Origin of the sequence: Marinobacter sp. GH_1, assembly GCF_048595985.1 — a bacterium.
GTDB classification, from domain to species: domain Bacteria; phylum Pseudomonadota; class Gammaproteobacteria; order Pseudomonadales; family Oleiphilaceae; genus Marinobacter; species Marinobacter shengliensis.
On record NZ_CP184460.1, the window covers coordinates 172,877 to 197,501 of the forward strand.

The window sequence follows — 24,625 nt, forward strand, 5'->3', positions numbered from 1 at the left end:
GGCTCACTGAAGAGTCCGCCGATTGCCATTCTTATACTGCGGCGCAATGTAACCCTCGATCTCCGCCTTGAACCGACCGATCACCTCACTGTTGTCCTTGTCCCAGGGGTGGAAACCAGGCTTGAAGTACTCCAGCCAGGTCGGAATCAGGCTGGAAAACGCACCGTCCTTGCCCCACATGCGCCACATGCCCTTGGCGGCATCCTTCAACGAGAAATGCTTGCGATCGTGCATGATCATCCGGCCGGTGTACCAGGTACCCACAATGCCCAGTGCGACGGTACTGAACACCTGATAGAACGCCCGCTCGGCGTAGGTGCCGCCAGCCTGCTGGAAGACATCGTAGGCAACCGCCTTGTGTTCGGTCTCCTCGATGGCGTGCCATACCCAAAGCGGGCGCATGCTCTCGTGCATATCCTCGCGCACGTCATCCCGCTCCAGCAGCATGTCGGCCATCATGGCGGTGATGTGCTCCAGGGCGCAGGTAATGGCCAGCTGGTGGCGCTTGGGCAGTTTGCGGGCCACGTCCAGAATCACCTTCAGGTCACGCTCCATTTCCTCCACCGGCATGCCCTGGTCCCGCACGTGCTGGTTCATGGCAATGTGTTCCAGCGAATGCATGGCTTCCTGGCCAATAAAGCCGCGAACTTCCTCTTTCAGCTTGGGGTCCTGAATCTGGCCCCGGAACGCCCGTACCGAATCCACAAAGAACTGCTCGCCCTCGGGGAACAGCACCGACAGCGCATTCATGGTATGGCTGATCAGGTAATTGTTATCCAACCAGTACCGGGGTACCTGTTCTCCAAATTCAAAGCCCATGCGCTGCGGCTTGATCGAGACATTGTCCGGTGTATGTGAAACCTTGTTTTGCTTGTCTGTTTGAGTTGTTGTCAGCATGTCTGTACTCCTCTGCGATTGAACGCTTTGGCTGATGTCATGGGTCCAGTGTGGAGGAGTCAACGGCGTTTCAGAATGCGAGGTTGGGACGGCTACCGTTCACATTGGGACAAAAAGCGCCGCACAATTGGCCCGGGAGACAGGTAAATCGGTGCGAGCCGCCCCACTGCCAGTGGCGGTGGCTTCTGATAGAGTCAGAAACACGATAAATATCAATCAGGGACATGGCATGGCATCAACCAGTGCAGACAAAGAACGGCAAATGCTGGGGCTGTTCCTGGTACCCGGCGTTTACCTGCGGGTACTGGGTGAAACGGTACGCCAGCTCGGCCACAACGATCGGGCCCTTTACCAGGGGCTGGATTTCACGGCAGACGACCTCAAGGCCAACGACAGCCGCATCTTCGTAACCGATGCCATCCTGATGGCCCAGCGCGCCCTGGAGCTGGCCGGAAAGGATGGCCTCAGCTTCCACCTGGCCAAGGAACTGCGGCTGACCATTCACGGCACCCTCGGTTTTGCTGCCCTGACCAGCCCGACCTTTGAAGGGGCACTGGATTCGGTCCGCCGCTATCTGCAGTTGCGGGCCCCGTTCCTGAGTATGAAACAATCCCTGGCCGGTGATCAGGTGCTGGTGCAGCTGTGCACCGAATTCGACGTGCCGGGGCTCTACGGTTTTCTGGCGGAAACCGTCAGCGCCACCCTGATTCTGTTAACCGAACAGCTCCTGGACCGCGCCGATGCCGAAAGCCGCGGCTTTGCCCTGGAAGACGGCAAGTTGCCAGGGGTCTCGGTGCGCCTGTCTGGCCCGGAGCCCGCCTACTACGCCCGGTTTGCCAGCCAGTTACCGGTGCGTTTCGAGTACGGCCAGCCGGAGGAAATGCTGGTGTTTCCCCGCAAACTACTTGATGTGCGCATGCGCCTGGCCGACGCCGAGGCCTCCCGCATGGCCCGGGACCAGTGCGAGTTTGAACTGCAAAAGGCGTTGAAAGAACAGGGTGATATCGTGCTCGCGATTCGCAACATGCTGCGCATGACGCCTGGGCCTTTGCCCTCTCTGGAAGCCATGGCAGAGCGTTTCTGTGTGTCGTCCCGAACGCTCAAGCGCCGACTGGCGGAGAAAGACACCAGCTACCGCGAAATCGTCGAGGCGGTACTGAAAGACCGGGCCATCCAGCTGTTGCGTTATACCAATCAGTCAGTCAGCGAGATCGCCTATGAACTGGGCTACGCCGACCTGTCGAATTTCAGCCGGGCCTTTCGCAAGTGGACCGGGAAGTCGGCGTCCGAGTTTCGGGAAGGTGGGCCGGACCCGGCTCCGGAGGTGGGGCCCTGATTTGTTGCGCCTCTGGTTTGGGAGCGTGGTCGTGGGGTGGTCAGAGAATTTTTTCTGCGAAAAACAACTCGCTGCGCTCAGACATCTTTTTCGCGGAAAAAATTCTCTGACCACCCCACGCCCTGCTGACCTTTCAGATGGCGTATCTATTCACACATAGCGGTTTTTGGACGTTCTTTTCAGTGTTCTGTATTGGTTTTCGCAGTTGTTTTTCTCCGCCTATGCCCTGATATTTTGACGGACGGGGAGGTTGGATTATTTTTCCCGCCAGAAAAAAGATGTCTGAGCGAAGCGAGTTGTTTTTTCCAAGGGAAAAATAATCCCACCTCCCCAGTCCCGCCCCCAAACCCACAGGCTAGGGCAGGAGTAACACCATCCAAAAAAAGGAACCAAGATGAACGGACAACCAGACACCCACAGCAAAATCATAGGCTACCTGCTCTGGATCTTCGGATTCCTCGGCTCCCATCGCTTTTATTACGGCAAACCCATCACCGGCACCATCTGGTTCTTCACCTTCGGGCTGTTCCTCATTGGCTGGATCATCGACCTGTTCCTTATCCCCAGCATGGATCGCCAGGCCGACAAGCGCTTCCAGGAAGGCAATATCAGCTACAACATCAGCTGGATACTGCTCACCTTCCTAGGCGTGTTCGGCGTACACCGCATGTACATGGGCAAGTGGATCACCGGCATCATCTACCTCCTTACCGGCGGCCTGTTCCTGATTGGTGTGCTGTACGACTTCTGGACCCTGAACAGCCAGATCTCAGAACGCAACCACGCCGACCAGATCGGCTGATCAAAGGCCTGCGGCGATCTCCAGTTCTGCGAGGCCGTCTTCCAGGTAATCCAGCATCCGCTGCAGGCTGGGCAGGGTTCTTCGGCAGCCTATCAGCCCGAACTCCACCTGGCCGTTGTAGCTTGTCAGGGTCATGTTCAGGGCCATGCGATCCATGGCAATGGACACCGGGTACATACCCTCCAGCTTGGCGCCGTTCCAGTAGCGGGGTGAGGACGGCCCCGGCACGTTGGAAATCACCACGTTGAAGGTCTGCCACTTGGGCGCCATGCCGGTGAGCAGGTGGAATGCCGCGGGGGCCAGGGTAAGCGCGGTGTAGTTGATGATCTCTTCCGGCGACATGTGCCGGTACCGGTCCTTTGCCTCCTGCATACCATGATGGATTTTCAGCAAGCGCTGGCCGGCGTCGTTTTCGTCGGTGTGCAAGTTGGCCAGAATCACGCCTACCTGATTGCCCTCGGTGCTGTCGTCCCGGTGCAGGGATACAGGCACAAAGGCGATCAGTGGTTTCTCCGGCAGGGCATCCTGATTCATCAGATACGTGCGCAGAGCCGAGGCGCACATGGCGGTGACCACATCGTTGATGGTGGTGCCGTAGGCTTCGCACACCGACTTGATGCGGGTGAGGCAATAGGACTGGGCGGCGAAACGGCGGGAGCCGGTGATTTTCTGGTTCAACACGCTGCGTGGCGCGTGGAAGATGGAGTCGTACGCCGGGTCTTTACGGGCCTGGTTGATGGTTTTCAGCAGCTCTTTGGCCACCGTGGGAATGGTGCCCAGCTGCTTGCCAGACATCCCCAGCAGGTGGGTGATGCTGTGCCAGAGGGAGCTGCCCGGGTCGTCCCGGTCTGGCCGGGCCTTGCGGGGCAGGTCCCAGATGGGGGGGAGACCGGTGTCCTGCGGGTTGTCGCTGAGCATCCGGGTGGCCATGCGCATGGCGGATACGCCATCCACCAGGGAATGGTGAATCTTGGTGTAGATGGCAAACTGCCGATCCTTCAAGCCTTCAATCAGGTGTACCTCCCACATGGGCCGTTCTCGGTCCATCAAATGGGAATGCTCCGCCGACACAAATGCCAGTAACTCCCGGATACGGCCGGGGGTTGGCAAGGCCTCGAAACGGAAATGGTGTTCCAGGTCCAGGTGTTCGTCTTCCACCCACATTGGCTGACCCAGCTTGTAGCTCAGCCGCTGGTTAAACGGCGGCGTCACCTCAAATTTCTGCCTCAGCTCCTCCGCTAGCTGTGCCACATAATCATCCGGCGCGCCCTCGGGAAACGAGAATAACTGCAGGCCTCCCACATGCATGGGTTGCTGGCGTTTTTCCAGCCAGAGAAACAATTGGTCGGTGGGGCTCAGAGGTTTCACAGCGCAATCCTTGTTATTGATCTATGGGCCGATACTAGCGCAAGTCGGCCCAGGCTTTATTGACTTTATTAACCCGGTTCTGTGTTACCCAGGCGACTGCGCGGTAGTTGGGATCAGCGGTGGTCACCCCGCAAGGCTTTGACTTTTTCCTCCAGAAACGATGCGGAGGCCTGCTCCGGGCCAACGGGGTGGTCCGCCAGAAGGTGTATCCGGGACCAGAAGCGCTTCGGCAGGTGGCTGAATGCCGGGCCACCGCAGTGGCTAAAGAAACTGCCCCACAGGCCTCTCAGGGCCATCGGCACGACGGTGACCGGCCGGCGCTGCAGAATCATATCCACGCCGGATTTGAAGGTATCCACTTCGCCGTCCTTGGTCAGTTTGCCCTCCGGGAAAATGCACACCAGATGGCCGGCGGCCAGCTCCTCATCAATGCGGTCGAAGGCCGCTTCGTAGATTTCCGGGACTTTGGATTTAGGACCAATCGGGATGGTCTTCGCCAGCCGGAAGAAGCTGCCCATGATGGGGGTTGCGAAGATATTGTGGTCCATCACAAAGCGCACCGGCCTGCGCACGGCACCGGCAATCACCAGGGCGTCCATGTAGGACACGTGGTTACACACCAGCAGCGCTGGCCCTTCTTCGGGGATCCTGTCCAGGTGATGATGGCTGACCCGGTAAACGGTGTGGGACAGCACCCAGATCACAAAGCGCAGGGCAAAATCCGGCACCTGCTGATAAACAAAGCCGGCCACGATCAGGTTCATGATCGACAGCACCAGGAAAAACTCGGGAATGCTCAGCCCGATCACGCCCAGCATCAGCATCGCCAGCAAAGCACTGATCACCATGAATAACGCGTTGAACACATTGAGCGCGGCGATCACCCGGGCCCGGGACTCTGGCTTGGCCTCCCGCTGAACATAAGCATACAGCGGCACAATAAACAGCCCGCCAAAAATGCCGATGGCCAGCAAGTCGATGGCCACCTGGCGGTAATGGGGATCGGTGATGATCATCCACCAGTCGGAGGGGATGGGCTGCTCGGGCATGTTGAAGTACAGGTCAATGCCGAAGAAACTGAGCCCGAGGGAACCAATGGGCACAATACCCAGCTCAATCTTGTGGCCGGACAGCCGCTCACAGGCAATGGAGCCGGCGGCAATGCCAATGGTGAAAATGGCCAGCAGGATGGTGACCACGGTCTCGTCACCCAGCAGATGGGTTTTGGCAAAGTTGGGGAACTGGGTCAGGTAGGCTGCGCCGAGAAACCAGAACCAGGAGATGGTCAGAATGCTCAGGAACACATTGTGGTTTTCCCGGGCGATGGCCATCAGCTTCCAGGTTTCCTGGAGCGGGCGGAACCGAATCCTCAGATCCGGCGCGGCAGCCTCCGCCTTGGGAATCCGCAGCGCGGCGATCAGGCCTGCGACGGCAAGCAACGCAACGGCCACCGCAATCACCGGGCCCGGCACCGGGGCCTTCATCATCACGCCCGCCATTAACGTGCCCACGAGAATGGCCACAAAGGTGCCCATCTCCACCAGCGCGTTGCCACCTACCAGCTCCGAATCCTTCAGGGCCTGGGGCAGAATGGCGTACTTTACCGGCCCGAAAAAGGCGGATTGCACCCCGGTGAGGAACAAAAGCAGGAACAACATCTCGTACCAGCCGAACCAGAGCCCGATGGCGGCGACACCCATGATCACCACTTCGGCAAACTTGATCCAGCGGATCACCGCCGACTTCTCGAACCGGTCCGCGACCTGGCCGGCAATGGCGGAGAACAGAAAGAACGGCAGGATAAACAGCATGGCGGCGAGGTTGACCACCACATCTGCCGACAACCCGAATAGCCCCCCTGCGGTGTAGGTGACCAGCAACAGCAAGGCGTTCTTGAACAGGTTGTCGTTGAATGCCCCGGCAAACTGGGTCACAAAAAACGGCAGGAACCGCCGCTCCGACAACAGGCGAAACTGACTGTGATCTTCCATGACCCGAACACCCTCGATTGGCCTTGTAATGTTGCCGGAGACTAAACCCGCCGGTGAGGGTGGTCAAGCTCTGAAACGGTCTCCATACTGGGCCACAGTCTGAGCCTGTTCAAACAACAACGACGTTTTTTGGGAGCTGTATTCAATGGATGTACAACAAGCCGTCCAGTCCCGCAGGTCGGTCCGGGATTTCCTGGACACCCCGGTCTCCGAGGCTACCCTTCGCAAAGTGATCGAAACCGCCACCCGGGCCCCGTCCGGCGGCAACCTGCAACCCTGGCACCTGCACGTGGTTACCGGCGATGCCCTGGCCCGCCTGAAAACCCTGATGCGGGAGAAAGTCAGCAAGGGCTTCAACGAAGTGCCGGAATACGAAATCTACCCAGCCAAACTGCAATCACCCTACCGCGACCGCCGCTTCGAGATTGGCGAACTCATGTACCGACAGCTCGACATCCCACGGGAAGACAAAGCCGCCCGCTTCGAGTGGTTCAAACGCAACTTCGAATTCTTCGGCGCCCCGGTCGGCCTGTTCTGCACCGTCGACGACAACATGGGCCCGCCCCAGTGGTCCGACCTGGGCATGATCCTGCAAACCATCATGCTGTTGCTGCGCGCCGAAGGCCTCGACAGCTGCGCCCAGGAATCCTGGTCGGTGTACCCGAAAACCATCAGCGAATTCCTGGGCCTGCCCGAACACCGAAAAGTCTTCGCCGGTATGGCCATCGGCTACGCCAACCCCGACAGCCCGGTGAACCAGATCACCAGCCCAAGGGCACCGCTGGAAGAAAACGTCGAATTCATCAGCTGACGTAAGCGTCTCTCAGATCTCAGGCGGCCACCGACGCCGCCTGAGCCACCGGCACCTCCAGACGAATCTGATCCCCGTCCAGCAACACCGGGTACACTTTTACCGCAACATTCTCGTCCTCCAGGCATCGCCCGGTACGCAGACTGAAATGCTGCTTGTACAGCGGCGACGCCACCACCGGCTCCCCGTTGATATCCCCGGTAATCCCCCGGGCCAGCACATTCGAGCCGCTGAACGGATCGGTATGGCTGATGGCAAACAGCGCCGGCAGCCGGTGTGGCAGATAAAACACCGCCACCGGCCCGTCCTCCGTCCAAACCGCAATGCCGGAGTCAGCCACCAGATCGTCCACTGTACAAACCGCTTCCCAACAAGTCCGAGCTTTCATAAACAGTCTCCCAAGTTTCAATCTAAGTCAGTTGCCTATCCCACTAATGTTTGTGAGCGTGGGGGCCGGATTCATTTTCTGGCAGGAAAAAAGATGTCTGAGCAAAGCGAGTTGTTTTTTCCAGAAGAAAATGAATCCGGCCCCCGCGCTCCGCCCCTAAACAGAAGGCTACGAAGAAACCACCTCCAAAACCGGCCGACGCTGCCCCCGCTCTGAAGTCCACTGCTGCACCGGGTCCTTCTGCTCCGGCGCATTCACAAACTCCCGGAACCGCTTGCGCTTCTCAGGATCCTCAACGGCGGTTTTCCACTCACACTGATAGGTATTCACCAGATCTGCCATATGCTGCTCCAGCTCCTCGCCAATACCGAGGCTATCCTCTAGCACCACCTGCTTCAGATACTCCAGACCACCCTCCAGATTCTCCATCCAGACCGACGTCCGCTGCAGCCGGTCCGCCGTGCGCACATAGAACATCACCACCCGGTCAATCGTGCGGATCAGCTCCTCATCCGACAGATCCGTAGCGAACAGATCCGCATGCCGGGGCCGCATGCCGCCGTTGCCACACACGTACAGATTCCAGCCCTTCTCCGTGGCAATCACCCCGAAATCCTTGCTCTGGGCCTCGGCGCATTCGCGGGTGCAGCCAGACACCGCCATCTTCACCTTATGGGGCGCCCGCAGGCCCTTGTAGCGATTCTCCAGGGTGATCGCCATGCCCACGCTGTCCTGCACGCCGTAGCGGCACCAGGTGCTGCCCACGCAGGATTTCACCGTGCGCAGGGACTTGCCGTAGGCGTGGCCGGTTTCGAAACCGGCGGCGATCAGCTTTTCCCAGATCTCCGGCAGCTCACTCAGGGTGGCACCGAACAGGTCCACCCGCTGACCGCCGGTGATCTTCGTGTACAGGTTGTACTGCTTGGCCACCTCGCCCAGCACAATCAGCTTATCCGGGGTGATCTCGCCGCCGGGAATGCGCGGCACGATGGAATAGGTGCCGTTCTTCTGCATGTTGGCCATGAAGGTATCGTTGGTGTCCTGCAGCGGCACGTGGTCCGTGGCCAGGATGTGCTCGTTCCAGCAGGTGGCCAGAATCGAACCCACAGTCGGCTTGCAGATATCACAGCCCTGGCCCTTGCCGTATTGCTTGAGCAGGCCCCGGAAGGTGCGGATGCCGTTTACCTTCACCAGATGGAACAGCTCCTGGCGTGTGTAGGGGAAGTGTTCGCACAAATCCGTGCACACCTCCACGCCGCGTTTCTCCAGCTCGCTGTCCACCACCTTTTTGAGCAAAGCTGCACAGCCACCACAGCCGCTGCTGGCCTTGGTTTCGGCCTTCACGCCGCCCAGATCAGTGCAGCCGGCGTCAATCGCGCAGCAGATGTCGCCCTTGGTAACGTTGTGGCAGGAACAGATAGACGCGGTATCCGGCAGGGCATCGGCACCCAGGGCCGGGGCACCGCCTTCGCTCTCCGGCAGAATCAGGGCTTCCGGATTGGCCGGCAACTCAATGCCATTGAGGGCGTATTGCAGCAGGGTATCGTAGGGGCCGTTATCGCCCACCAGGATGGCGCCCAGCAGGGTCTTGCCGTCCTGGCTCACCACCATGCGCCGGTAGTGGCCGGCCTGCTCATCGTGAAAGCGAATGTTACGGGCGCCGGGGGTCTTGGCATGGGCGTCGCCGATGGAGCCCACATCCACCCCCAGCAACTTCAGTTTGGTGCTCATGTCGGCACCGGTAAAGGCCGCACTGGCGTCGTTGTTCAGCGCCGCCGATAGCGTGCGGGCCATGGTGTAGCCCGGCGCCACAAGGCCGAAGACAAAGTTGTTCCAGAGCGCGCATTCGCCGATGGCGTGGATGTGCGGGTCGGACGTGGTGCATTGGTTGTTGATCACAATCCCGCCGCGTTCGCCCAGTTCAAGGCCGCAGGCCCGAGCCAGGGTATCCTGGGGGCGGATGCCGGCGGAGAACACAATCAGGTCGGTTTCCAGATGGCTCTCATCCGAGAAATTCATCCGTAGCCGCGCGGCGCTGCCCGGCACAATGGCGGTGGTGGCTTTCTCAGTGTGCACCTGCACACCAAGGTCTTCAATTTTCTGGCGTAACAGGGCGCCGCCCTGATCGTCCAGCTGAACCGGCATCAGGCGCGGAGCAAACTCCACCACGTGGGCCTGTAAGCCGAGGCTTTTCAGCGCGTTTGCCGCTTCCAGCCCCAGCAGACCGCCGCCGACCACCACGCCGGTCTTCGCCTTCTGGGCGCTGGCCTGAATGGCGTCCAGGTCATCCAGGGTGCGGTATACAAAGCAGCCTTCCTGATCGTTACCTTCAATGGGCGGGACAAACGGGTAAGAGCCGGTGGCCAGCACCAGCTGATCGTAGGGGTACTCGCCCTTGGGTGTGGTGACCATCCGGGCGTCCCGATCAATGCCGGTCACCGGCTCATTCAGGTGCAGATCAATGCCCTGGTCGGCATACCAGTCCGCGGTGCCCATGGCCAGGTCAGCATGGCTTGAGCCGCTGAAATACTCCGACAGGTGCACCCGGTCGTAGGCCAGTTGCTTTTCTTCGCCGAAAACGACGATGTTATAGGCGTCGGCGGCCGGAGACTGGCTGAACTGTTCCAGGAAGTGATGGCCAACCATGCCGTTACCGATCACGATCAGGGTCTGTTTGCTCATAGTCTTGTCCTCTCTCATGGCAGCGGATCAGGCCGCTGCGTCGCAATAGGGTTTGCCGAAAGCGATGGTGTCCCGGTAGCGGGATATATCCGTGCCTGAACGAATCAACTCGCTGTACCAGGGGGCGCTGCTGGTGTCGCCGAGCAGAATGGCGCCGGTCAGGCGGTTGTGTTCCACCAGCAGTTGGCCGTAGACCGCTTGGGCGTAGTCCTGCCACTCAATGGTTTCGGTGTGCGGGCCCGGAGTGATCGGCCCGCAGGAAAAAATGGGGAGGTCGCTGATTTTCAGGCGTGTGGCGATTTCTCCCGGTGTGAAACCCGGGTTTCCGGACACCTGGCAGAGATGCCGGGCCAACACGGCCGCCTGTTCGTAGCCGGGCTCCACGAGGCCAAACGTGTGTTCCTGAAACTGGCAGCATTCACCGAGGGCGTGGATATGAGGATTGGAAGTGGTCATCTGCGAATCCACCTGTACGCCCCGGTTGCAGGCCAGGCCGGCTGCTTCAGCCAGTGCTTTGTTCGGATGAATACCGGTTGCCAGCACCACCAGGTCCGTCGCCAGCACGGTGCCGTCGCTGAGTTGTACCGCCTGGACCTGGTTTTTGCCCAGCAGCGCTGTCGGCTCTGTACCGGTCAGAACGGTGAGGCCCCGTTGCTGTAACTGGTGCTTCAGTAATTCGCCGGCAGCTGGATTGAGCTGTCGGTTCAGCAGGTGACCGCTGCGATGCAGAACCGTGACGTCCATGCCCCGGGCCCTGAGCCCCTCGGCCGCTTCCAGGCCAAGAAAACCGCCGCCGATGACGACCGCACGGCGATGTGTCTGCGCCCGGTGAATCAGGGTGCGGGTATCGGTCAGATCCCGGAAGGTCATCACGCCATCCAGATCCTCACCGGGCAGGCCAAGACGTGAAGGACTGGCGCCAGTGGCCAACACAAGGGTGTGGTAAGCCAGCGTGCGCCCGCTGGCGGTCGTCACCCGGCGCTGATGCGGTTCGATGGCCGTGACCGGCTCACGGTTATAGATCTCGATTTTGTGCTGGCGGAACCAGGACCGGGGTTTCAGTTCCAGCTCTGACTCCCGGACCTGATTCGCCAGCAAGGACGACAGCTGGATTCGGTTATAGGCAGCGAAAGGCTCGCCGTTGAACACCACAATGCGGCTGAACGGGTGCCCTGTGGCCACCAGTTGCTCCAGCAATCGCTGCGCAACCATGCCATGGCCGCAGATCACCAGCGCAGGGGTCTGTGTGTGTTCCATAGGTGCGCTCCCTTACTCAACGAATTGCCGAAAACCAAACGAAAAAAGCCGGAGCATCATGCTCTCCGAAGAGAACAGATGGTCCGGCACCAATGCCAACAACAATGATCTGATGGTCCGGCCTGATTCCATGGCCGGGACAGTCGTCCTTGATTAGGACATAGCGATCTCCATGCCAACTTTTTAACTCCATTTAATTCAGTTGCTTAGATGATATCGCGGCTCTATTGCACCCGTGCCGGGCAGAAAAGATGCCCCGGGATGGGGCGAAACGCACGAAGATGATGCCGGTGGTTCTGGCCTGTTAATTGCTGCAGTCCAGTCAGACAGGAACCCGCTGTGTACCGATACCAGGAGTTGCACCATGAACAGCAAACGCCAGACCAATACGGCCGCGACGGCCACAGCCGCAGACTTTCTGATGGCCTCCCGGCAGTGCGAAATCCGCAACCTGGAGTACTTTCTGCAGATGGGCCGGCTGGTGCAGAGCGTGGGTAACCTGGTGCACGGACTGCAACGGGAGCGGGGAGCTACCAACCTGTATCTGGGGTCCGGTTGCCAGCGTTTCGCCCGGGAGCGTTCGGTTATCCTGAAAGAGAACGACCAACTGGCTGTCATCTTCCGTAAGGCGCTGACCGACATACAGGAAGACCTGACTACCCATCCGGTCAGCAGCCCGCTGCTGGGTCATATTGCCAGTGCCCTTCATAGCCTCGATCAGCTGGCCGAGTTCAGGCAGAAAGTGGTCGGGCAGGAAGCCAGCGTGGTGGATGCTACGGACTGGTTTTGCGACACCATCCATCAGCTGATTACGGTGGTTTTTGAAGCCGCCGAAACCGTTGCTGAACCCTCCATTGCCGGCCTGCTGGTGGCCATGGTGCACGTGATGAATGGAAAGGAATACTGTGGCCAGGAGCGGGCGGCAGGCTCAGCGGGATTCTCCAGTGGCCACTTCGAAAACGCACTGTCACGGCGCATGATGCACCTGGTTGAAGCGCAGGAACGGTGTTTCGAGGTATTTGTTGCCTTTGCCAGCGAAGACAGCCTGGCTCTCTGGCAGGCCCTGCGGTCTCACCCGCGGGAACTGGAAATAGAGCGGATGCGCCAGAAGGCGGTGTCGGTCGGACCCTATAAATCCCTGGACAGGGAAATGGCCGATCGCTGGTTTAACCTGATGACCGACCGTATGGATGATCTCAAGAAAATCGAAGATTCCGTGGAAAACGCCTTCCACCACCGTTGCGTGGAACGCTACACCGAGGCGCGCCACTCCCTGGCTCACCAGGAAACTCTGCTGGCCTCGCTGGAACAACGGAACGCCTCGACAATGCCGGTATTGGTGGTCTGCGATAATGGAGTAGATGCGAGTACGGCAGATGCCTGGGCCGGTGACGGTGTCGGGCAACAGTCAGGCAGATCCATCTTTGATCTGGTTCAGGAGCAAACCCGCCGCCTGCGCCAGATGTCTGAAGAACTGCAAAGTGCAAAAGAAGCTCTGGAAGACCGACGCACCCAGGAAAAGGCCGTGTTGCTACTGATGGAACATCGTGACATCAGCAACGACGAAGCCCACCGATTGCTGCGAAAGCTGGCCATGGATCAGGGCAAGCGATTACCCGATGTGGCCCGGGCCCTGGTCTCCATGGCCGGCGTTCTGGGCTGACACCATCCCTGATGGCACCGGGGGCAAAGTAGCCCCGGTGCCGTGCAGTCTCAGGCAGACGCCGGCTGTTTCTCCTTCTCCACCTTTGCACTCTCCCCACCCTGCGTGGAGGCACTGGCGGCCCGCCGGCTGCTCAGGGATTCCAGCTTGCGCTGTTTCTCGTACAGGAACGACAGCACCTCCTGCCGGTAATGCACATATTTGGCGTCATCCGCCAACGCCACCCGATTACGCGGCCGAGGCAAATCAATGTGCAGATCTTCCCCCACCGTCGCCGCCGGCCCGTTGGTCATCATGATGATGCGGTCCGACAACAGCACCGCCTCGTCTACATCGTGGGTGATCATGATCACCGTATTGTTCAGCTCCTGCTGAATCTCCATCAGCGAATCCTGCAGATGTGCCCGGGTCAACGCATCCAGGGCCCCGAAGGGCTCATCCATCAGCAGCACGCTCGGTTTCATCGCCAACGCCCGGGCAATCCCCACCCGCTGCGCCATGCCCCCGGAAATCTCCCCCGGCCGTTTATTGGCGGCATGGGCCATATTCACCAGCTCCAGGTTATGGGTAATCCAGTCCCGGCGCTCCTTACGGTTCATCGACTTGCGAAACACCTGCCGAACAGCCAGCTCCACATTCTCATACACCGTCAGCCAAGGCATCAGCGCATGATTCTGAAACACCACCGCCCGCTCCGGCCCCGGTGAGTTCACCTCATGCCCGTTCAACACACAGCCACCCTTGGAGGCCTGCAACAAGCCGGCGACAATGTTCAGCACCGTCGATTTACCACAGCCGGAGTGGCCGATAAGCGAAACAAACTCCCCTTTCTGGATCTTCAGGTTCACGTTGTCCAGGGCAACGAACGGCCCTTTCGGCGTATCAAACGCCATCTCAACACCGGTAAGTTCTAAATGTGTTTTACTCATGGAAATCACCTCAAAAGCAAGCGGAGCGCCGGGTGGGTTACGCCTCCCGAAACCCTCAAAAACATGGATGTTTTTGCGGAGCGTACATGGATGTACTCGCCGCGTGTTTCGGGAGGCGTAACCCACCCGGTGCGGCATGCTCCCAAGTTTGATCACTCGTTCCAGGCCACCTTCTTCTGAATCAACAGCATCACCCGATCCAGCAAAAACCCGATAAACCCGATGGCCAGCACCGCCACCATGATCCGGCTCAACGACTGACTGCTGCCATTCTGAAACTCATCCCAGACAAACTTGCCAAGCCCGGGACTCTGCGCCAGCATCTCCGCCGCAATCAGCACCATCCAGGCAATACCCAAAGACACCCGCAACCCGGTAAAAATCATCGGTACCGACGACGGCAGCACCACCTTGCGAACGTGGGTCCAGAACGACAGCTTCAGCACCTTCGACACGTTCAGCAGGTCCGGATTCACCGCGGCCACGCCCACGCTGGTATTGATCAGCGTGGGCCACAGGCTGCAAAGGGTGACCGTGATCATCGACGTCAGAAACGACTTCTGGAACATCGGGTCATCGCTGACGTACGTGGCTGACACCACCATGGTGACCAGTGGCAGCCAGGCCAGGGGCGACACCGGCTTGAAGATCTGGATCAGCGGATTGACCGCCGCCTGAAAATACCGGTTAAGACCGAACACAATTCCCAGGGGCACCGCAATCAGCGTGGCCAGGGCAAATCCTGACAACACCGTGACCAGGCTGGTACCGATCTGATCGATAAAGGTGGGTGCGCCCGGGTAAGACCGGATTCGTACCTCCGCCTCCGGGTTGTCGGCCAGAATCCTGGCATTACGCTGCTCCTGCATGGCGATGAACTGGCTGGCGCGTTCCCGCTGGTTGGCGTGTTCTTGCCAGAGTTGTCCCGCCTGCTCCCAGACCTGAGCTGGCCCCGGAAATGCGCCAAGGGACGTCTGCACCTGGGGTGCTGCCAGATGCCAGAATCCCAGAAACACCAGAATTCCGATCAAGGGCAGCAAGGCCTGTTTGCCAGCCGCCAACAATTCATTTGGGCTCAGCCGGGCGAGCAGGTTGCGGCTCCTGGCGGCCATCGACTGGCCAATCCTTATGCTTAATGTGCTCATGTTGTGCCCCCTTACGGTGTCTCGGTGCCTTTCAGCCCGATATCAAAACGGTCTATGTAAGCGTTCGGTTCACGGGGTGTGAAAGGCACGCCGTCAATCAGCTGGCCCTGGAAGGGGCGTTCAAAGTTCTCAGCGTCAAAGTCAGGGAAGTCACTGGCGTTCATCACACCATCATCGATCAGTGACTGCGCGGCCTGAGCATACAGATCACCCCGGTATACCCTGGCTGCGGTCTGCATGTACCAGTCATCTGGCTTGGCGTCCGGAATCTGGCCCCACCGGCGCATCTGGGTCAGATACCAGATTGCATCAGAGGGATAGGGGTAAGTGGCGTGATAGCGGAAGAACACGTTGAAGTCCGGAACCTCCCGCACATCCCCTTTCTCGTATTCGAACGTGCCGGTCATGGAGTTAGCGATCACGTCTTTGTCTGCGCCCACGTAGCTGGAGCGGGAAAGGAGCTCTACTGCTTCCTGGCGGTTTGCGTTGTCGTTTTCATCCAGCCAGTAAGCCGCGCGGATCAGTGCCCGCAACAACCGCAGGTGGGTATTGGGATGCTTCTCTGCCCAGGTCTCGGTCACGCCAAAGACTTTCTCAGGGTTGTTTGGCCAGATCTCATAATCGGTGATGACCGGCACCCCGATGCCCTTGAACACCGCCTGCTGATTCCAGGGTTCGCCCACGCAGTAGCCCTGAATGGTGCCAGCTTCCATGGTGGCTGGCATTTGCGGCGGCGGGGTAACGGACAGATGAACATCGGCCTGCAAGGTGCCACTGGTATCACCCCGTTGTGGGGCGTAGAAGCCGGGATTCAGGCCGCCGGCGGCCAGCCAGTAGCGGAGTTCGTAGTTGTGGGTGGACACCGGGAACACCATGCCCATCCGGAACCGCTCGCCTTTGCTCAGGGATTGCTCCACCGCCGGTTTCAGCGCGCTCGCGGAGATCGGGTGGGCGGGTTTGTCGCCATCCATGTCCAGGTGGGGCTTCATGGTTTCCCATACCGCGTTGGACACGGTAATCGCGTTGCCGTTGAGGTCCATGCTGAAGGCGGTAATGATGTTGGCCTGAGTGCCATAGCCAATGGACGCGCCCAAAGGCTGGCCGGCCAGCATGTGGGCACCGTCCAGCTCGCCGGTGATCACCCGGTCCAGCAGCACTTTCCAGTTGGCCTGGGCTTCCAGTTCCACGAACAGGCCTTCGTCCAGGAAGTAGCCCTGTTCCCAGGCAACCGCCAGTGGCGCCATATCGGTGAGTTTGATGAAGCCCAGTTTCAGGTCTGGTTTCTCGGCCGGCCCGATGCTCGCCTGGGCCAGCGTGCTCAGCCCAATCAGTGCGCCTGTGAGCAAGCCTCTGAGTTGATGACGGCGTGTGTTCATGCTGTTACCTCTCTGTGTCTCTCTTTTCTGGCGCACAAAAAAAACGCCCACCCTCCGTTTCCGGAGAGCAGGCGCCAATGCCTTAGAACGAGAGATGTGATGTCTTGATGGTTCGCTGTTACCTCAGCATAAGCCGTGCCATTTTTTAATATTCATAGTTTTCAAAGGCTTGATATTCCCTTCCGTGTTGAGTGAGGAAAACGCCAATCGAGCCCGGTCTGTTTTTGGTGCAACCTGAGCGATTTCGCACCAATGTGAAACCTCAAGGCAGAAGTGTATCCCGGCCTGCCGGAGCCGATGGATCTGCTGAACAAGGCCGTAGCCCGGGCGTTGCCACAAGGCCGGCCGGGCAAGTGCTGTTTTGGCAATCGCTGGCCCCGTTATTGCTTTCCATAAAACAGACAATTTTGGCAAAGAAGCCCGCCCCGGCTCTGGAAACAGACCCCGGATGGCGGGCTTTTTTATGGGTAAAGCAGAGGATTGATCATGAAAAACCGCCGAACCACTCCCGGAAGTACCGCCACCACCTGCCCTTATTGCGGTGTGGGCTGTGGTGTTCTGGCGAAACCTGACGCCGTTCAGGGCGATCTTGGCCACCCGGCCAATAATGGTCGCCTTTGTGTCAAAGGCTCTGCGTTACATGAGACCGTGACCGGACACGACCGTTTGCTGGCCCCCCGTGTGGCAGGGCATACCGTTGAGTGGTCGGAAGCCATTGACCGGGTAGCTGAAGCCATTCGTGTTTCGGTCAGAGACCATGGCCCGGAGTCTGTGGCTTTTTACCTGTCTGGGCAGCTGCTCACAGAGGACTATTACATTGCCAACAAGCTGGCCAAGGGCTTTATTGGCACCCCGCACGTGGATACCAATTCCCGGTTGTGCATGTCGTCTGCCGTGGCAGCCCACAAGAGGGCGTTTGGTGAGGACTGCGTGCCCGGCTGTTATGAGGACCTCGAGCTGGCGGACTTGCTGGTGCTGGCGGGCAGTAATGCCGCCTGGACGCATCCGGTACTTTATCAGCGGATAAAAGCGTCCCACCGGCCCGGGCGCAAAGTGGTAGCCATTGACCCAAGGCAAACCGCAACCACAGAGATGGCTGACCTGCACCTGCAACTGCGGCCGGGAACCGACACCCTGCTGTTCAATGGCTTGCTGGTTTGGCTGCATGACCACGGAGCCCTGGCCACACAGTACCTGGAACAGCATTGCAATGGATTCGAGGAGACTCTGAGTGTGGCCCGCGCCTGTGCGCCTTCGATACTGGCGGTCGCCCGCGGATGTGACCTTCGGGCTGCGGATGTGGAACGCTTCTATCGGTGGTTTGCCGAGACCGATCGGACAGTCACCGCCTTTTCCCAGGGCATCAATCAGTCGGTGGCTGGCACCGACAAAGCCAACGCTATTATCAACTGCCACCTGGCCACAGGGCGCGTTGGCCGGCCCGGTGCCAGTCCGTTTTCACTCACCGGTCAACCCAACGCCATGGGTGGGCGGGAAGTGGGCGGTCTGGCCAACACCCTGGCGGCCCATATGGATTACGACACGCCCGGCGCGGTGCAACGGGTTGCCGACTTCTGGCACAGTGAAAAATTGGCAGCGGGACCGGGCTATAAGGCGGTGGATCTGTTTGAAGCCGTTCATCGGGGCGACATCCGGGTGCTCTGGGTGATGGGCACCAATCCTGCGGTCAGCCTGCCCGACAACGCCCGGGTCAGGGAGGCCCTGGCGCGATGCGAGACCCTTATAGTCTCAGACTGCGTGGCCCAGACCGATACCACGGCGTTTGCCGATATCCTGTTGCCTGCTGCCGGTTGGGGCGAGAAGGACGGTACCGTGACCAACTCGGAACGGTGCATTTCACGCCAGCGTCGATTTTTGCCAGTGCCAGAGGGTGTCCGGCCGGATTGGCGAATCATCCGGGATATCGCCCAGGCGCTCGGTTATGGTCACGCCTTTGACTACCAGGAGCCTGCGGAGATTTTCAGAGAACACGCGGCACTGTCCGGTTACGGTAACGGCGGTGAGAGAGTGTTTGATATTTCCGCCCTGGCCAAGCTGAGTTCCACGGAATATGACCGGCTTCAACCCGTGCAGTGGCCGCTTACCGGGGGCAATCCCGGTGCCTGGCTGCAGACCCGCCGGCTGTTCTCCGATGGTCGCTTTCCCACGCCCGATGGTCGCGCCCGCCTGGTACCGGTTTCGAACCTGCCGCCCGGACAGCAGCCCGATGCCCGGCATCCCCTGATCGTGAATACCGGTCGTATTCGGGACCAGTGGCACACCATGACGCGCACGGCACTGGCGCCCAGACTGTTTGCCCATCGCAGTGAGCCCTTTATCGAGGTTCACCCGAAGGACATCGCCACCTTTGGTTTGATTGAAGGTGCACTGGCCACGCTGACAGGGCATGCCCGAAAGGGGTTCACCGGCCGGGTCCGGGCCAGCCCGGCACAGAGACCCGGAGAGGTATTCGTTCCAATTCACTGGAATCGGCAGTTTGCATCCTCAGCCCTGGCCTCCGACCTGATCGCCCCCGTCGTCGACCCGATTTCAGGGCAACCGGAAGCCAAATTTGGCGTAGCCTCCCTTCGGCCACTAATCACTCGATGGCAAGCCCGGCTGATGCTGCCCGCGGCCGGGGGCACCGCATTGGACGCCACGTCACTGGACTACTGGAGCCACCAGGCACTGCCTCATAGCCGGTCCTGGTGGCTGGCCGGTCGCCGGTCAATGGACTGGCGTGAATGGGCCCAGCAGATTTTCGCCAGGGAACCGGAGCTGGTTATGCAAGATAGTGCCCGGCGTCGCTTTCGTGCGGCCTGGCTCACCGGCAACCGGTTGGATGGCGTATTGCTGGTAGAGCCCTGTGTGCAAACCATGCCGGACCTCGGCTGGTTGGATGACTGTTTTGGCTCCGAGAACCTGACACCGGAGCAGCGCCGATCCTTGTTGGCTGCAGGTTCGATCGATGCAGAACCGACCGGGCCGCTGGTCTGCAGCTGTTTCCAGGTAGGCGAGCGCCAGATCAACCAGGCAATCGAAGATGGGGCCGCCAGCGTTGAAGCATTGGGCCAGCGGCTGCAGTGCGGCAGCAATTGTGGTTCTTGTATACCTGAGATTCGTGGCTTGCTGGCGAAATCGGCGGATCGGGAGCCTGCCTGAAACCGGATCAGTCCGGGCGGCGTAGGAGGGAAACCGGTACCCGGTACCGCAAACCGCGGGCATTCAAAGTAACCGCAACCGTGCAGGTTTTTCGGTTCACCCGGACAACCTGGCCCCGTTTCTCATGCCGGCCTTCGCCAAAACAGACCGCATCGCCGACCTGCCACTGCCGGAGCTCCCGGACTGGACTGGGGAATACAAACGGTGTGCTGGGCAACGTCACTCCCGCTTCTACGGCAGTCTCCTCAAGGTACTGCCGGGTGGCGACCGACGCACCACTGCTATACAACCCGTCCAGCGCTTCATAGAAATGCCGGTTATGCACCGAACCATAGTGCCGCTGGCCTGCACTGTATTGCAGCAAATGGGCAAACTCATGGCAGCAGGTGTGGGCCAGCAGGTTCAATACACTCACCTCACCCCCAAAATAACCCCGACTCCGGATTTCCCGAGTCGATAACCAGCCCTGGGCGGTTTCCGGCTGATGCTTGGCGGCAATCATCCGCGCGCCATAGGTGATCAGATGCTGCTTCTGGATTGGATCGTAACGGTGATAGGTGGCCTGGCCGGACCCTACCCGCAATGCCAGCGCTACACCCCGGTTTTGCTCCCGAACCCGGGTTTCGGCGGGTGCCCACAGGATGTCGCGGGTGGCCTGGCACATGAGGGCGCCGAGTTGTTTTGTAATCTGATGATGCGGGGACGTCACGAGTTAATGGGCTTCCAGTTCTTTGCGGGCCGTCATTGCCAGAAATGCCGACCGGCTCATATGTCTGCTTCGGGCCTCTTCGTCTATACGGCGCAACAACCCTTCCGGAAGGCTGACGTTAAGACGGACAGCTCTGGTTTTCAAGCGGTTAACGTCGATATCGACCATCATCCAGAGGCCGCCCTGATAATCCGGATTGTTCATCAGGTCATCCAGCGAGGAAGGCTGCGGCAGCTCCATGTCCTCATCTTCGCAATACAGTTCAATGGCTTCCTGAATTTTGCCCGGTAACTCCTGCCACTGATCAGCAGCGGAAAAACAGCCGGGGAAATCCGGAATTTCGGCGCCGTGAGCGTGCTCGTCGTCGCCCTTGTGCACGTATACGGGATAAAGCACGTTTACCTCCAATCCCACCCGGCCTGGCGATAAATGTTTCTCAGGGTGCCGATGGGAATATCTTTGCGGGGGTGCGGAACCACAACATGCCCCGGTTTGTCCGGATGCTTATATTTTTCGTGATCTCCCTTGCCACCGACTTTGGCCCAGCCTTCAGCTTTGAGTCGTCTAATCAGTTCAGCACTCTTCACGATACAACATCCGTGTTGTGTATGCTTACACAATAAATGATATCTGACAACGAGGTCCGGAAACAAAAACGGCCGGCCCGAAGGCCAGCCGTTTTGGGTGATCGATCCTGAAATAATCAGGCTTCGATCGGCGTACGCCAGTCGTCTGCACCGGAAGTACCGGCAACGGCATGCTCCCAGGTTACCTTGCGGTAGGACAGAGAAACGGTCACCAGCTGGGTGAAGTCAGCGTTGGCGGCGTCCTGGCAGTGGGGCATGTTGCAGTTGATGTCGATGATGGTGGCATCTTCCAGGATGGTGGAGAAGAAGTGCTCCTGCTTGCCTTCTACGGAAGTGCGGTACCACTTGAGCTCTACCTTCGGCAGCATTTCGCCGGAAGCCAGGGCGTTGTACATCAGCGGGGTGGCTTTGTTCAGGGCAGAAGTGAACTTGAACGGCTTGTGAACACGCTGGCCGGAAGGCTGACCGGACTGCGGGTCAGTAGGGACGGTGACAACGTGGCTGAATTCCTGAACCAGCACTTCGTCTTCGTGACCTTCAACGTAGATGTTACCTACGGAGTCGGAAGTGAATGCGCCAGCGGTGATGTTACCCTGAGTTTTACCTTCGATGCTGATATAACAAGGAGTTGGCATAGTCTGCTCCATGACGTTTAAGTGAATGTTTGTCCCCGGGCTGTTCCCTGGACGCGCTTACTGGTTACAAGCGCTGTGCCAACTCTAAAAAATATATAAAATACAGATATTTATGTAATATTCGGCGAAGCCGAAGTTGGTGGTGAGCAAACCCTTGCTTGGCCTCTGGGCGAGCTTTTGCTGGCCGGGCAAAAAGTTGCCCGATCAGGGGCGCCAGGCGAAGGACGCAAGTAAGGCGAGTAACAACAGCGCAGACATTCCCTGCCAGAAGGCCACCGGGTGGCGCTCCATCAAGGGTTTCTGGTGATGCTGCTGCCACTGCGGATTCGGTTGGCGCAGGTCGAACAGAAATTCCGACAGCGCCGGGTAGCGTTTGTGGGATTCCGGGTGCAACGCCCGGGCCAGGGCATGGTCAATCCAGCCGGGAAGGTCCTCCCGGTGTAGGCGAGCAGGATGGTAGCTGAGCTGGCGTAACTGGCGGTGATTGCGAATACCCGGCACGCGGGTGCCGTAGGGTAGCTGGCCGGTCAGCATCTGATAGGCGATTACGCCCAGGGAAAACTGGTCCGCCTGCCAGCCGGTGGTTTCGCCGAGAAAGGCTTCCGGAGCGCTGTAAAGCGCGGCGCCACGGGGCCAGGTGGGCTCATCGTGGTCATGGAGTTCCTGCAGGCCAGCGATGCGGGTGGCGCCGAAGTCGATGAGCACCACGGTGCCCTCGCCGTTGATCAGGATATTCTCCGGTTTCAGGTCCTGGTGCACCATTTCCAACCGGTGAAACGCCCGCAGCCCGCGGGCAATCTGCTCCACCAATTGACGCACGGTTTCCAGTGCCGGCGCCGGGTGGTCCAGAAGCCATTGCCGCAGGCTGATTCCCTGAACGTACTCGGTGGCCAGGTACAGGCAGCTGCGAGGGCGTTCCGGCGCAAACGCTTTCACTACGTGAGGGCTGTCGATGCGCTGGGCTACCCATTGCTCGGTGGCAAATTGCTCCAGCCCCGCCGGGTTTTCGCGCAGTTCCATGGCTGGGACTTTCAGGGCGACATGCTGATGGCTGGCTTCATCGATGGCCAGGTAGACCTGGCTGCGGCTGCTGGCGTGAATCGGCCGCACAATACGGTAGCCATCCAGTACCTGCCCCGATGCCAGTTCCCGGGCGAACGGCAACTGCTGAACATCCCGGGCGAATTCGGCGCTGCTCTTTCCGGCGGCAACGGAATCTACACGAACAAGCTGCACGCTCAGGTTATCGTTGCTGCCAGCGGCAAGGGCTCGCTCGACCAGCGTTCGGGCGGCGGAGTCCAGATCTTCACCGGCCGCCTGGATAAAGCCGGCCATGTCACGCTCGGACAGATGTTCATAGACGCCGTCAGTCGCCAGCAAAAATGTATCACCGAGCCATACCGGCACCGCCAGGTAGTCGATGTCGACTTGCTGGCTCAGCCCCATGGCCCGGTTCAGGCAGCTGTCTTCCTGCGACAACCATACCCGGTGATCGGTGGTTAGCTGTTCCAGCGAGTTACCCTGCAGCCGATAGATGCGGGCATCGCCAATATGGAACACATGGGCCGTCGCCGATTTCAGCACCAGTACACTGAGAGTGCAGACGTAGCCCCTGTCCTGATCATAGCGGTAGCGGCTTTGTCGAGTTTGGGCGTGCAGCCAGGCGTTGGTGGCCCGAAGCACCCGTTGGGCCGACTGTTTTACGGACCAGCTGTCTGGTGTCGCGTAATAGTCGTTCAGAAAACCGGCGACGGCAGATTCGCTGGCAATCTGGCTGACGTTACTGGAGCTGATGCCATCGGCAATTGCCACCGCGATACCCTTGGTGCCCAGCTGATGGTCGCCCGGGATCATCAGTCCATGGAAATCCTGGTTGACCGGCTTGGGCCCCGGGTCAGTGTGCTGGCCGGTAGAGACCGCGAGCTGTGAGGTCATACCGCATTGGTGTTAAAGCGTTCCGGCAGGGTGCGCTTGGGCGCCGTGCGCACATGAGTGGCATAGAGAGTCAGGCCGGTGAACGACAGGCCTCCGACCAGGTTGCCCAGTACGGTGGGAATTTCGTTCCAGACGAAGTAGTCCATGATGCCGAACTCGCCGCCCATCAGCAGGGCAAAAGGGAACAGGAACATGTTGACGATGGAATGCTCAAAGCCCATGTAGAAGAACAGCATGATCGGCATCCACATGGCCAGCACCTTGCCCTGTACCGTGGTTGAGATCATCGCCCCGACCACGCCCATAGATACCATCCAGTTGCAGAGTACGCCCCGCAGAAAAATGGTAAACCAGCCGGCCACGCCGTGTTCCGCGTAACCCAGAGTGCGCTCCTTGCCGATCGCGGCAATGCGGTCGCCGACCACGCCGGGTTCGGTATTAAAGCCGTAGGTGAAGACAAAGGCCATGATGACAGCGACGGTTAAAGCGCCGGCAAAGTTGCCAAGGAATACCCAGCCCCAGTTGCGAAGAATGCCGCGGGTATCCACCCCCGGGCGTTTGTCCAGCAGGGCCAGGGGGGTGAGCATGAACACCCCGGTGAGCAGGTCAAAGCCCATGAGGTAAAGCATGCAGAAGCCAACCGGGAACAGCATGGCGCCGATCAGTGGGCTGCCTGTCTGAACGGCAACGGTGACCGCGAATACCGCTGCCAGGGACAGAATGGCGCCAGCCATGAACGCTCGGATCAGTACATCCCGGGTAGCCATGTAGATTTTTGATTCACCGGTGTCCACCATTTTGGTGACAAATTCCGAAGGCATGATGTAAGACATAGGTTATCCCCTGGTTCCTTCTTTGCCCGCTTTTCCGTGGGCGAAAAAAAACGACGACGCCCATGGGCTGCCGTGAATGGCAGGCATGAGCAGACGCCGTCGTCTGAAAGATTGCTGTT

General features: G+C 59.4%; 20 protein-coding genes. 5 read left to right on the forward strand and 15 right to left on the reverse strand.

The window, feature by feature from the left end:
• Positions 1 to 3 precede the first annotated feature (3 nt).
• The gene (locus ACNSOI_RS00770; protein WP_061331283.1) at positions 4 to 897 is read right to left on the reverse strand and encodes a metal-dependent hydrolase; all 894 of its coding nucleotides are present in this window, start codon (positions 895 to 897) and stop codon (positions 4 to 6) included.
• A gap of 229 nt (positions 898 to 1,126) precedes the next feature.
• Here ACNSOI_RS00770 and ACNSOI_RS00775 point away from each other — a divergent pair, with 229 nt between their 5' ends.
• Together ACNSOI_RS00775 and ACNSOI_RS00780 are read left to right on the forward strand one after the other, a co-directional pair.
• Positions 1,127 to 2,233, forward strand: coding sequence for an AraC family transcriptional regulator (locus ACNSOI_RS00775; RefSeq protein WP_286253022.1), 1,107 nt, complete (start codon positions 1,127 to 1,129; stop codon positions 2,231 to 2,233).
• 394 nt (positions 2,234 to 2,627) lie between these two features.
• Positions 2,628 to 3,035, forward strand: a complete 408-nt coding sequence (locus ACNSOI_RS00780) for an NINE protein (protein ID WP_061331279.1) — start codon at positions 2,628 to 2,630, stop codon at positions 3,033 to 3,035.
• Here ACNSOI_RS00780 and ACNSOI_RS00785 read toward each other — a convergent pair whose 3' ends face one another.
• Positions 3,036 to 4,403, reverse strand: a complete 1,368-nt coding sequence (locus ACNSOI_RS00785) for a WS/DGAT/MGAT family O-acyltransferase (RefSeq protein WP_286253027.1) — start codon at positions 4,401 to 4,403, stop codon at positions 3,036 to 3,038. It lies immediately after the preceding gene.
• 113 nt (positions 4,404 to 4,516) lie between these two features.
• Positions 4,517 to 6,394: an MFS transporter gene (locus ACNSOI_RS00790; RefSeq protein ID WP_286253029.1), complete on the reverse strand. Its 1,878-nt coding sequence runs from the start codon at positions 6,392 to 6,394 to the stop codon at positions 4,517 to 4,519.
• 145 nt (positions 6,395 to 6,539) lie between these two features.
• Between ACNSOI_RS00790 and ACNSOI_RS00795 the strand changes: the two genes are divergently transcribed.
• Entirely contained in the window at positions 6,540 to 7,205 is a 666-nt protein-coding gene (locus ACNSOI_RS00795) for a nitroreductase (protein ID WP_286253030.1), read from the forward strand.
• A gap of 19 nt (positions 7,206 to 7,224) precedes the next feature.
• On the opposite strand, the gene nirD is transcribed toward ACNSOI_RS00795, so the two are convergent.
• The 3 genes from nirD to ACNSOI_RS00810 form a co-directional block, all read right to left on the reverse strand.
• Positions 7,225 to 7,593, reverse strand: coding sequence for a nitrite reductase small subunit NirD (nirD, locus tag ACNSOI_RS00800; RefSeq protein ID WP_106694238.1), 369 nt, complete (start codon positions 7,591 to 7,593; stop codon positions 7,225 to 7,227).
• Positions 7,594 to 7,761: 168 nt separating this feature from the next.
• Positions 7,762 to 10,275, reverse strand: coding sequence for a nitrite reductase large subunit NirB (gene nirB, locus ACNSOI_RS00805; RefSeq protein ID WP_286253034.1), 2,514 nt, complete (start codon positions 10,273 to 10,275; stop codon positions 7,762 to 7,764).
• Positions 10,276 to 10,302: 27 nt separating this feature from the next.
• Positions 10,303 to 11,532, reverse strand: a complete 1,230-nt coding sequence (locus tag ACNSOI_RS00810) for an NAD(P)/FAD-dependent oxidoreductase (RefSeq protein ID WP_286253036.1) — start codon at positions 11,530 to 11,532, stop codon at positions 10,303 to 10,305.
• 364 nt (positions 11,533 to 11,896) lie between these two features.
• Here ACNSOI_RS00810 and ACNSOI_RS00815 point away from each other — a divergent pair, with 364 nt between their 5' ends.
• Positions 11,897 to 13,195, forward strand: coding sequence for a nitrate regulatory protein (locus tag ACNSOI_RS00815; RefSeq protein ID WP_286253038.1), 1,299 nt, complete (start codon positions 11,897 to 11,899; stop codon positions 13,193 to 13,195).
• Positions 13,196 to 13,245: 50 nt separating this feature from the next.
• Here the strand turns inward: ACNSOI_RS00815 and ACNSOI_RS00820 are convergent, their stop codons facing one another.
• The 3 genes from ACNSOI_RS00820 to ACNSOI_RS00830 form a co-directional block, all read right to left on the reverse strand.
• On the reverse strand, positions 13,246 to 14,124 hold the full coding sequence (locus ACNSOI_RS00820; RefSeq protein WP_106694242.1) for an ABC transporter ATP-binding protein: 879 nt from the start codon (positions 14,122 to 14,124) through the stop codon (positions 13,246 to 13,248).
• Between the two features lie 152 nt (positions 14,125 to 14,276).
• Positions 14,277 to 15,269: an ABC transporter permease gene (locus ACNSOI_RS00825; protein ID WP_286253040.1), complete on the reverse strand. Its 993-nt coding sequence runs from the start codon at positions 15,267 to 15,269 to the stop codon at positions 14,277 to 14,279.
• Positions 15,270 to 15,280: 11 nt separating this feature from the next.
• Complete coding sequence (locus tag ACNSOI_RS00830) at positions 15,281 to 16,645, reverse strand: CmpA/NrtA family ABC transporter substrate-binding protein (protein ID WP_286253042.1); 1,365 nt, start codon at positions 16,643 to 16,645, stop codon at positions 15,281 to 15,283.
• 486 nt (positions 16,646 to 17,131) lie between these two features.
• On the opposite strand from ACNSOI_RS00830, the gene ACNSOI_RS00835 reads away from it, so the two are divergent.
• A complete protein-coding gene (locus ACNSOI_RS00835) occupies positions 17,132 to 19,807 on the forward strand; it encodes a nitrate reductase (RefSeq protein ID WP_286253044.1) in 2,676 nt (891 codons plus the stop codon).
• 7 nt (positions 19,808 to 19,814) lie between these two features.
• Here the strand turns inward: ACNSOI_RS00835 and ACNSOI_RS00840 are convergent, their stop codons facing one another.
• From ACNSOI_RS00840 to ACNSOI_RS00865, 6 genes are all read right to left on the reverse strand, one after another.
• Positions 19,815 to 20,471 carry a hypothetical protein gene (locus ACNSOI_RS00840; protein WP_286253045.1) on the reverse strand — a complete coding sequence of 219 codons (657 nt, stop codon included), beginning with the start codon at positions 20,469 to 20,471 and terminating at the stop codon, positions 19,815 to 19,817.
• 48 nt (positions 20,472 to 20,519) lie between these two features.
• Positions 20,520 to 20,912: a type II toxin-antitoxin system HicB family antitoxin gene (locus tag ACNSOI_RS00845; RefSeq protein WP_138437307.1), complete on the reverse strand. Its 393-nt coding sequence runs from the start codon at positions 20,910 to 20,912 to the stop codon at positions 20,520 to 20,522.
• A 2-nt stretch (positions 20,913 to 20,914) separates the two neighbouring features.
• Positions 20,915 to 21,103 (reverse strand): type II toxin-antitoxin system HicA family toxin, encoded by a 189-nt coding sequence (locus tag ACNSOI_RS00850; protein WP_072678787.1) that lies wholly within the window; start codon positions 21,101 to 21,103, stop codon positions 20,915 to 20,917.
• 116 nt (positions 21,104 to 21,219) lie between these two features.
• Entirely contained in the window at positions 21,220 to 21,738 is a 519-nt protein-coding gene (locus tag ACNSOI_RS00855) for an Hcp family type VI secretion system effector (protein WP_058092827.1), read from the reverse strand.
• A 204-nt stretch (positions 21,739 to 21,942) separates the two neighbouring features.
• Positions 21,943 to 23,673 (reverse strand): bifunctional protein-serine/threonine kinase/phosphatase, encoded by a 1,731-nt coding sequence (locus ACNSOI_RS00860; RefSeq protein ID WP_286253050.1) that lies wholly within the window; start codon positions 23,671 to 23,673, stop codon positions 21,943 to 21,945.
• Positions 23,670 to 24,506 carry a formate/nitrite transporter family protein gene (locus ACNSOI_RS00865; RefSeq protein WP_058092825.1) on the reverse strand — a complete coding sequence of 279 codons (837 nt, stop codon included), beginning with the start codon at positions 24,504 to 24,506 and terminating at the stop codon, positions 23,670 to 23,672. The genes ACNSOI_RS00860 and ACNSOI_RS00865 overlap by 4 nt, the downstream gene beginning before the upstream one ends.
• Positions 24,507 to 24,625 lie beyond the last annotated feature (119 nt).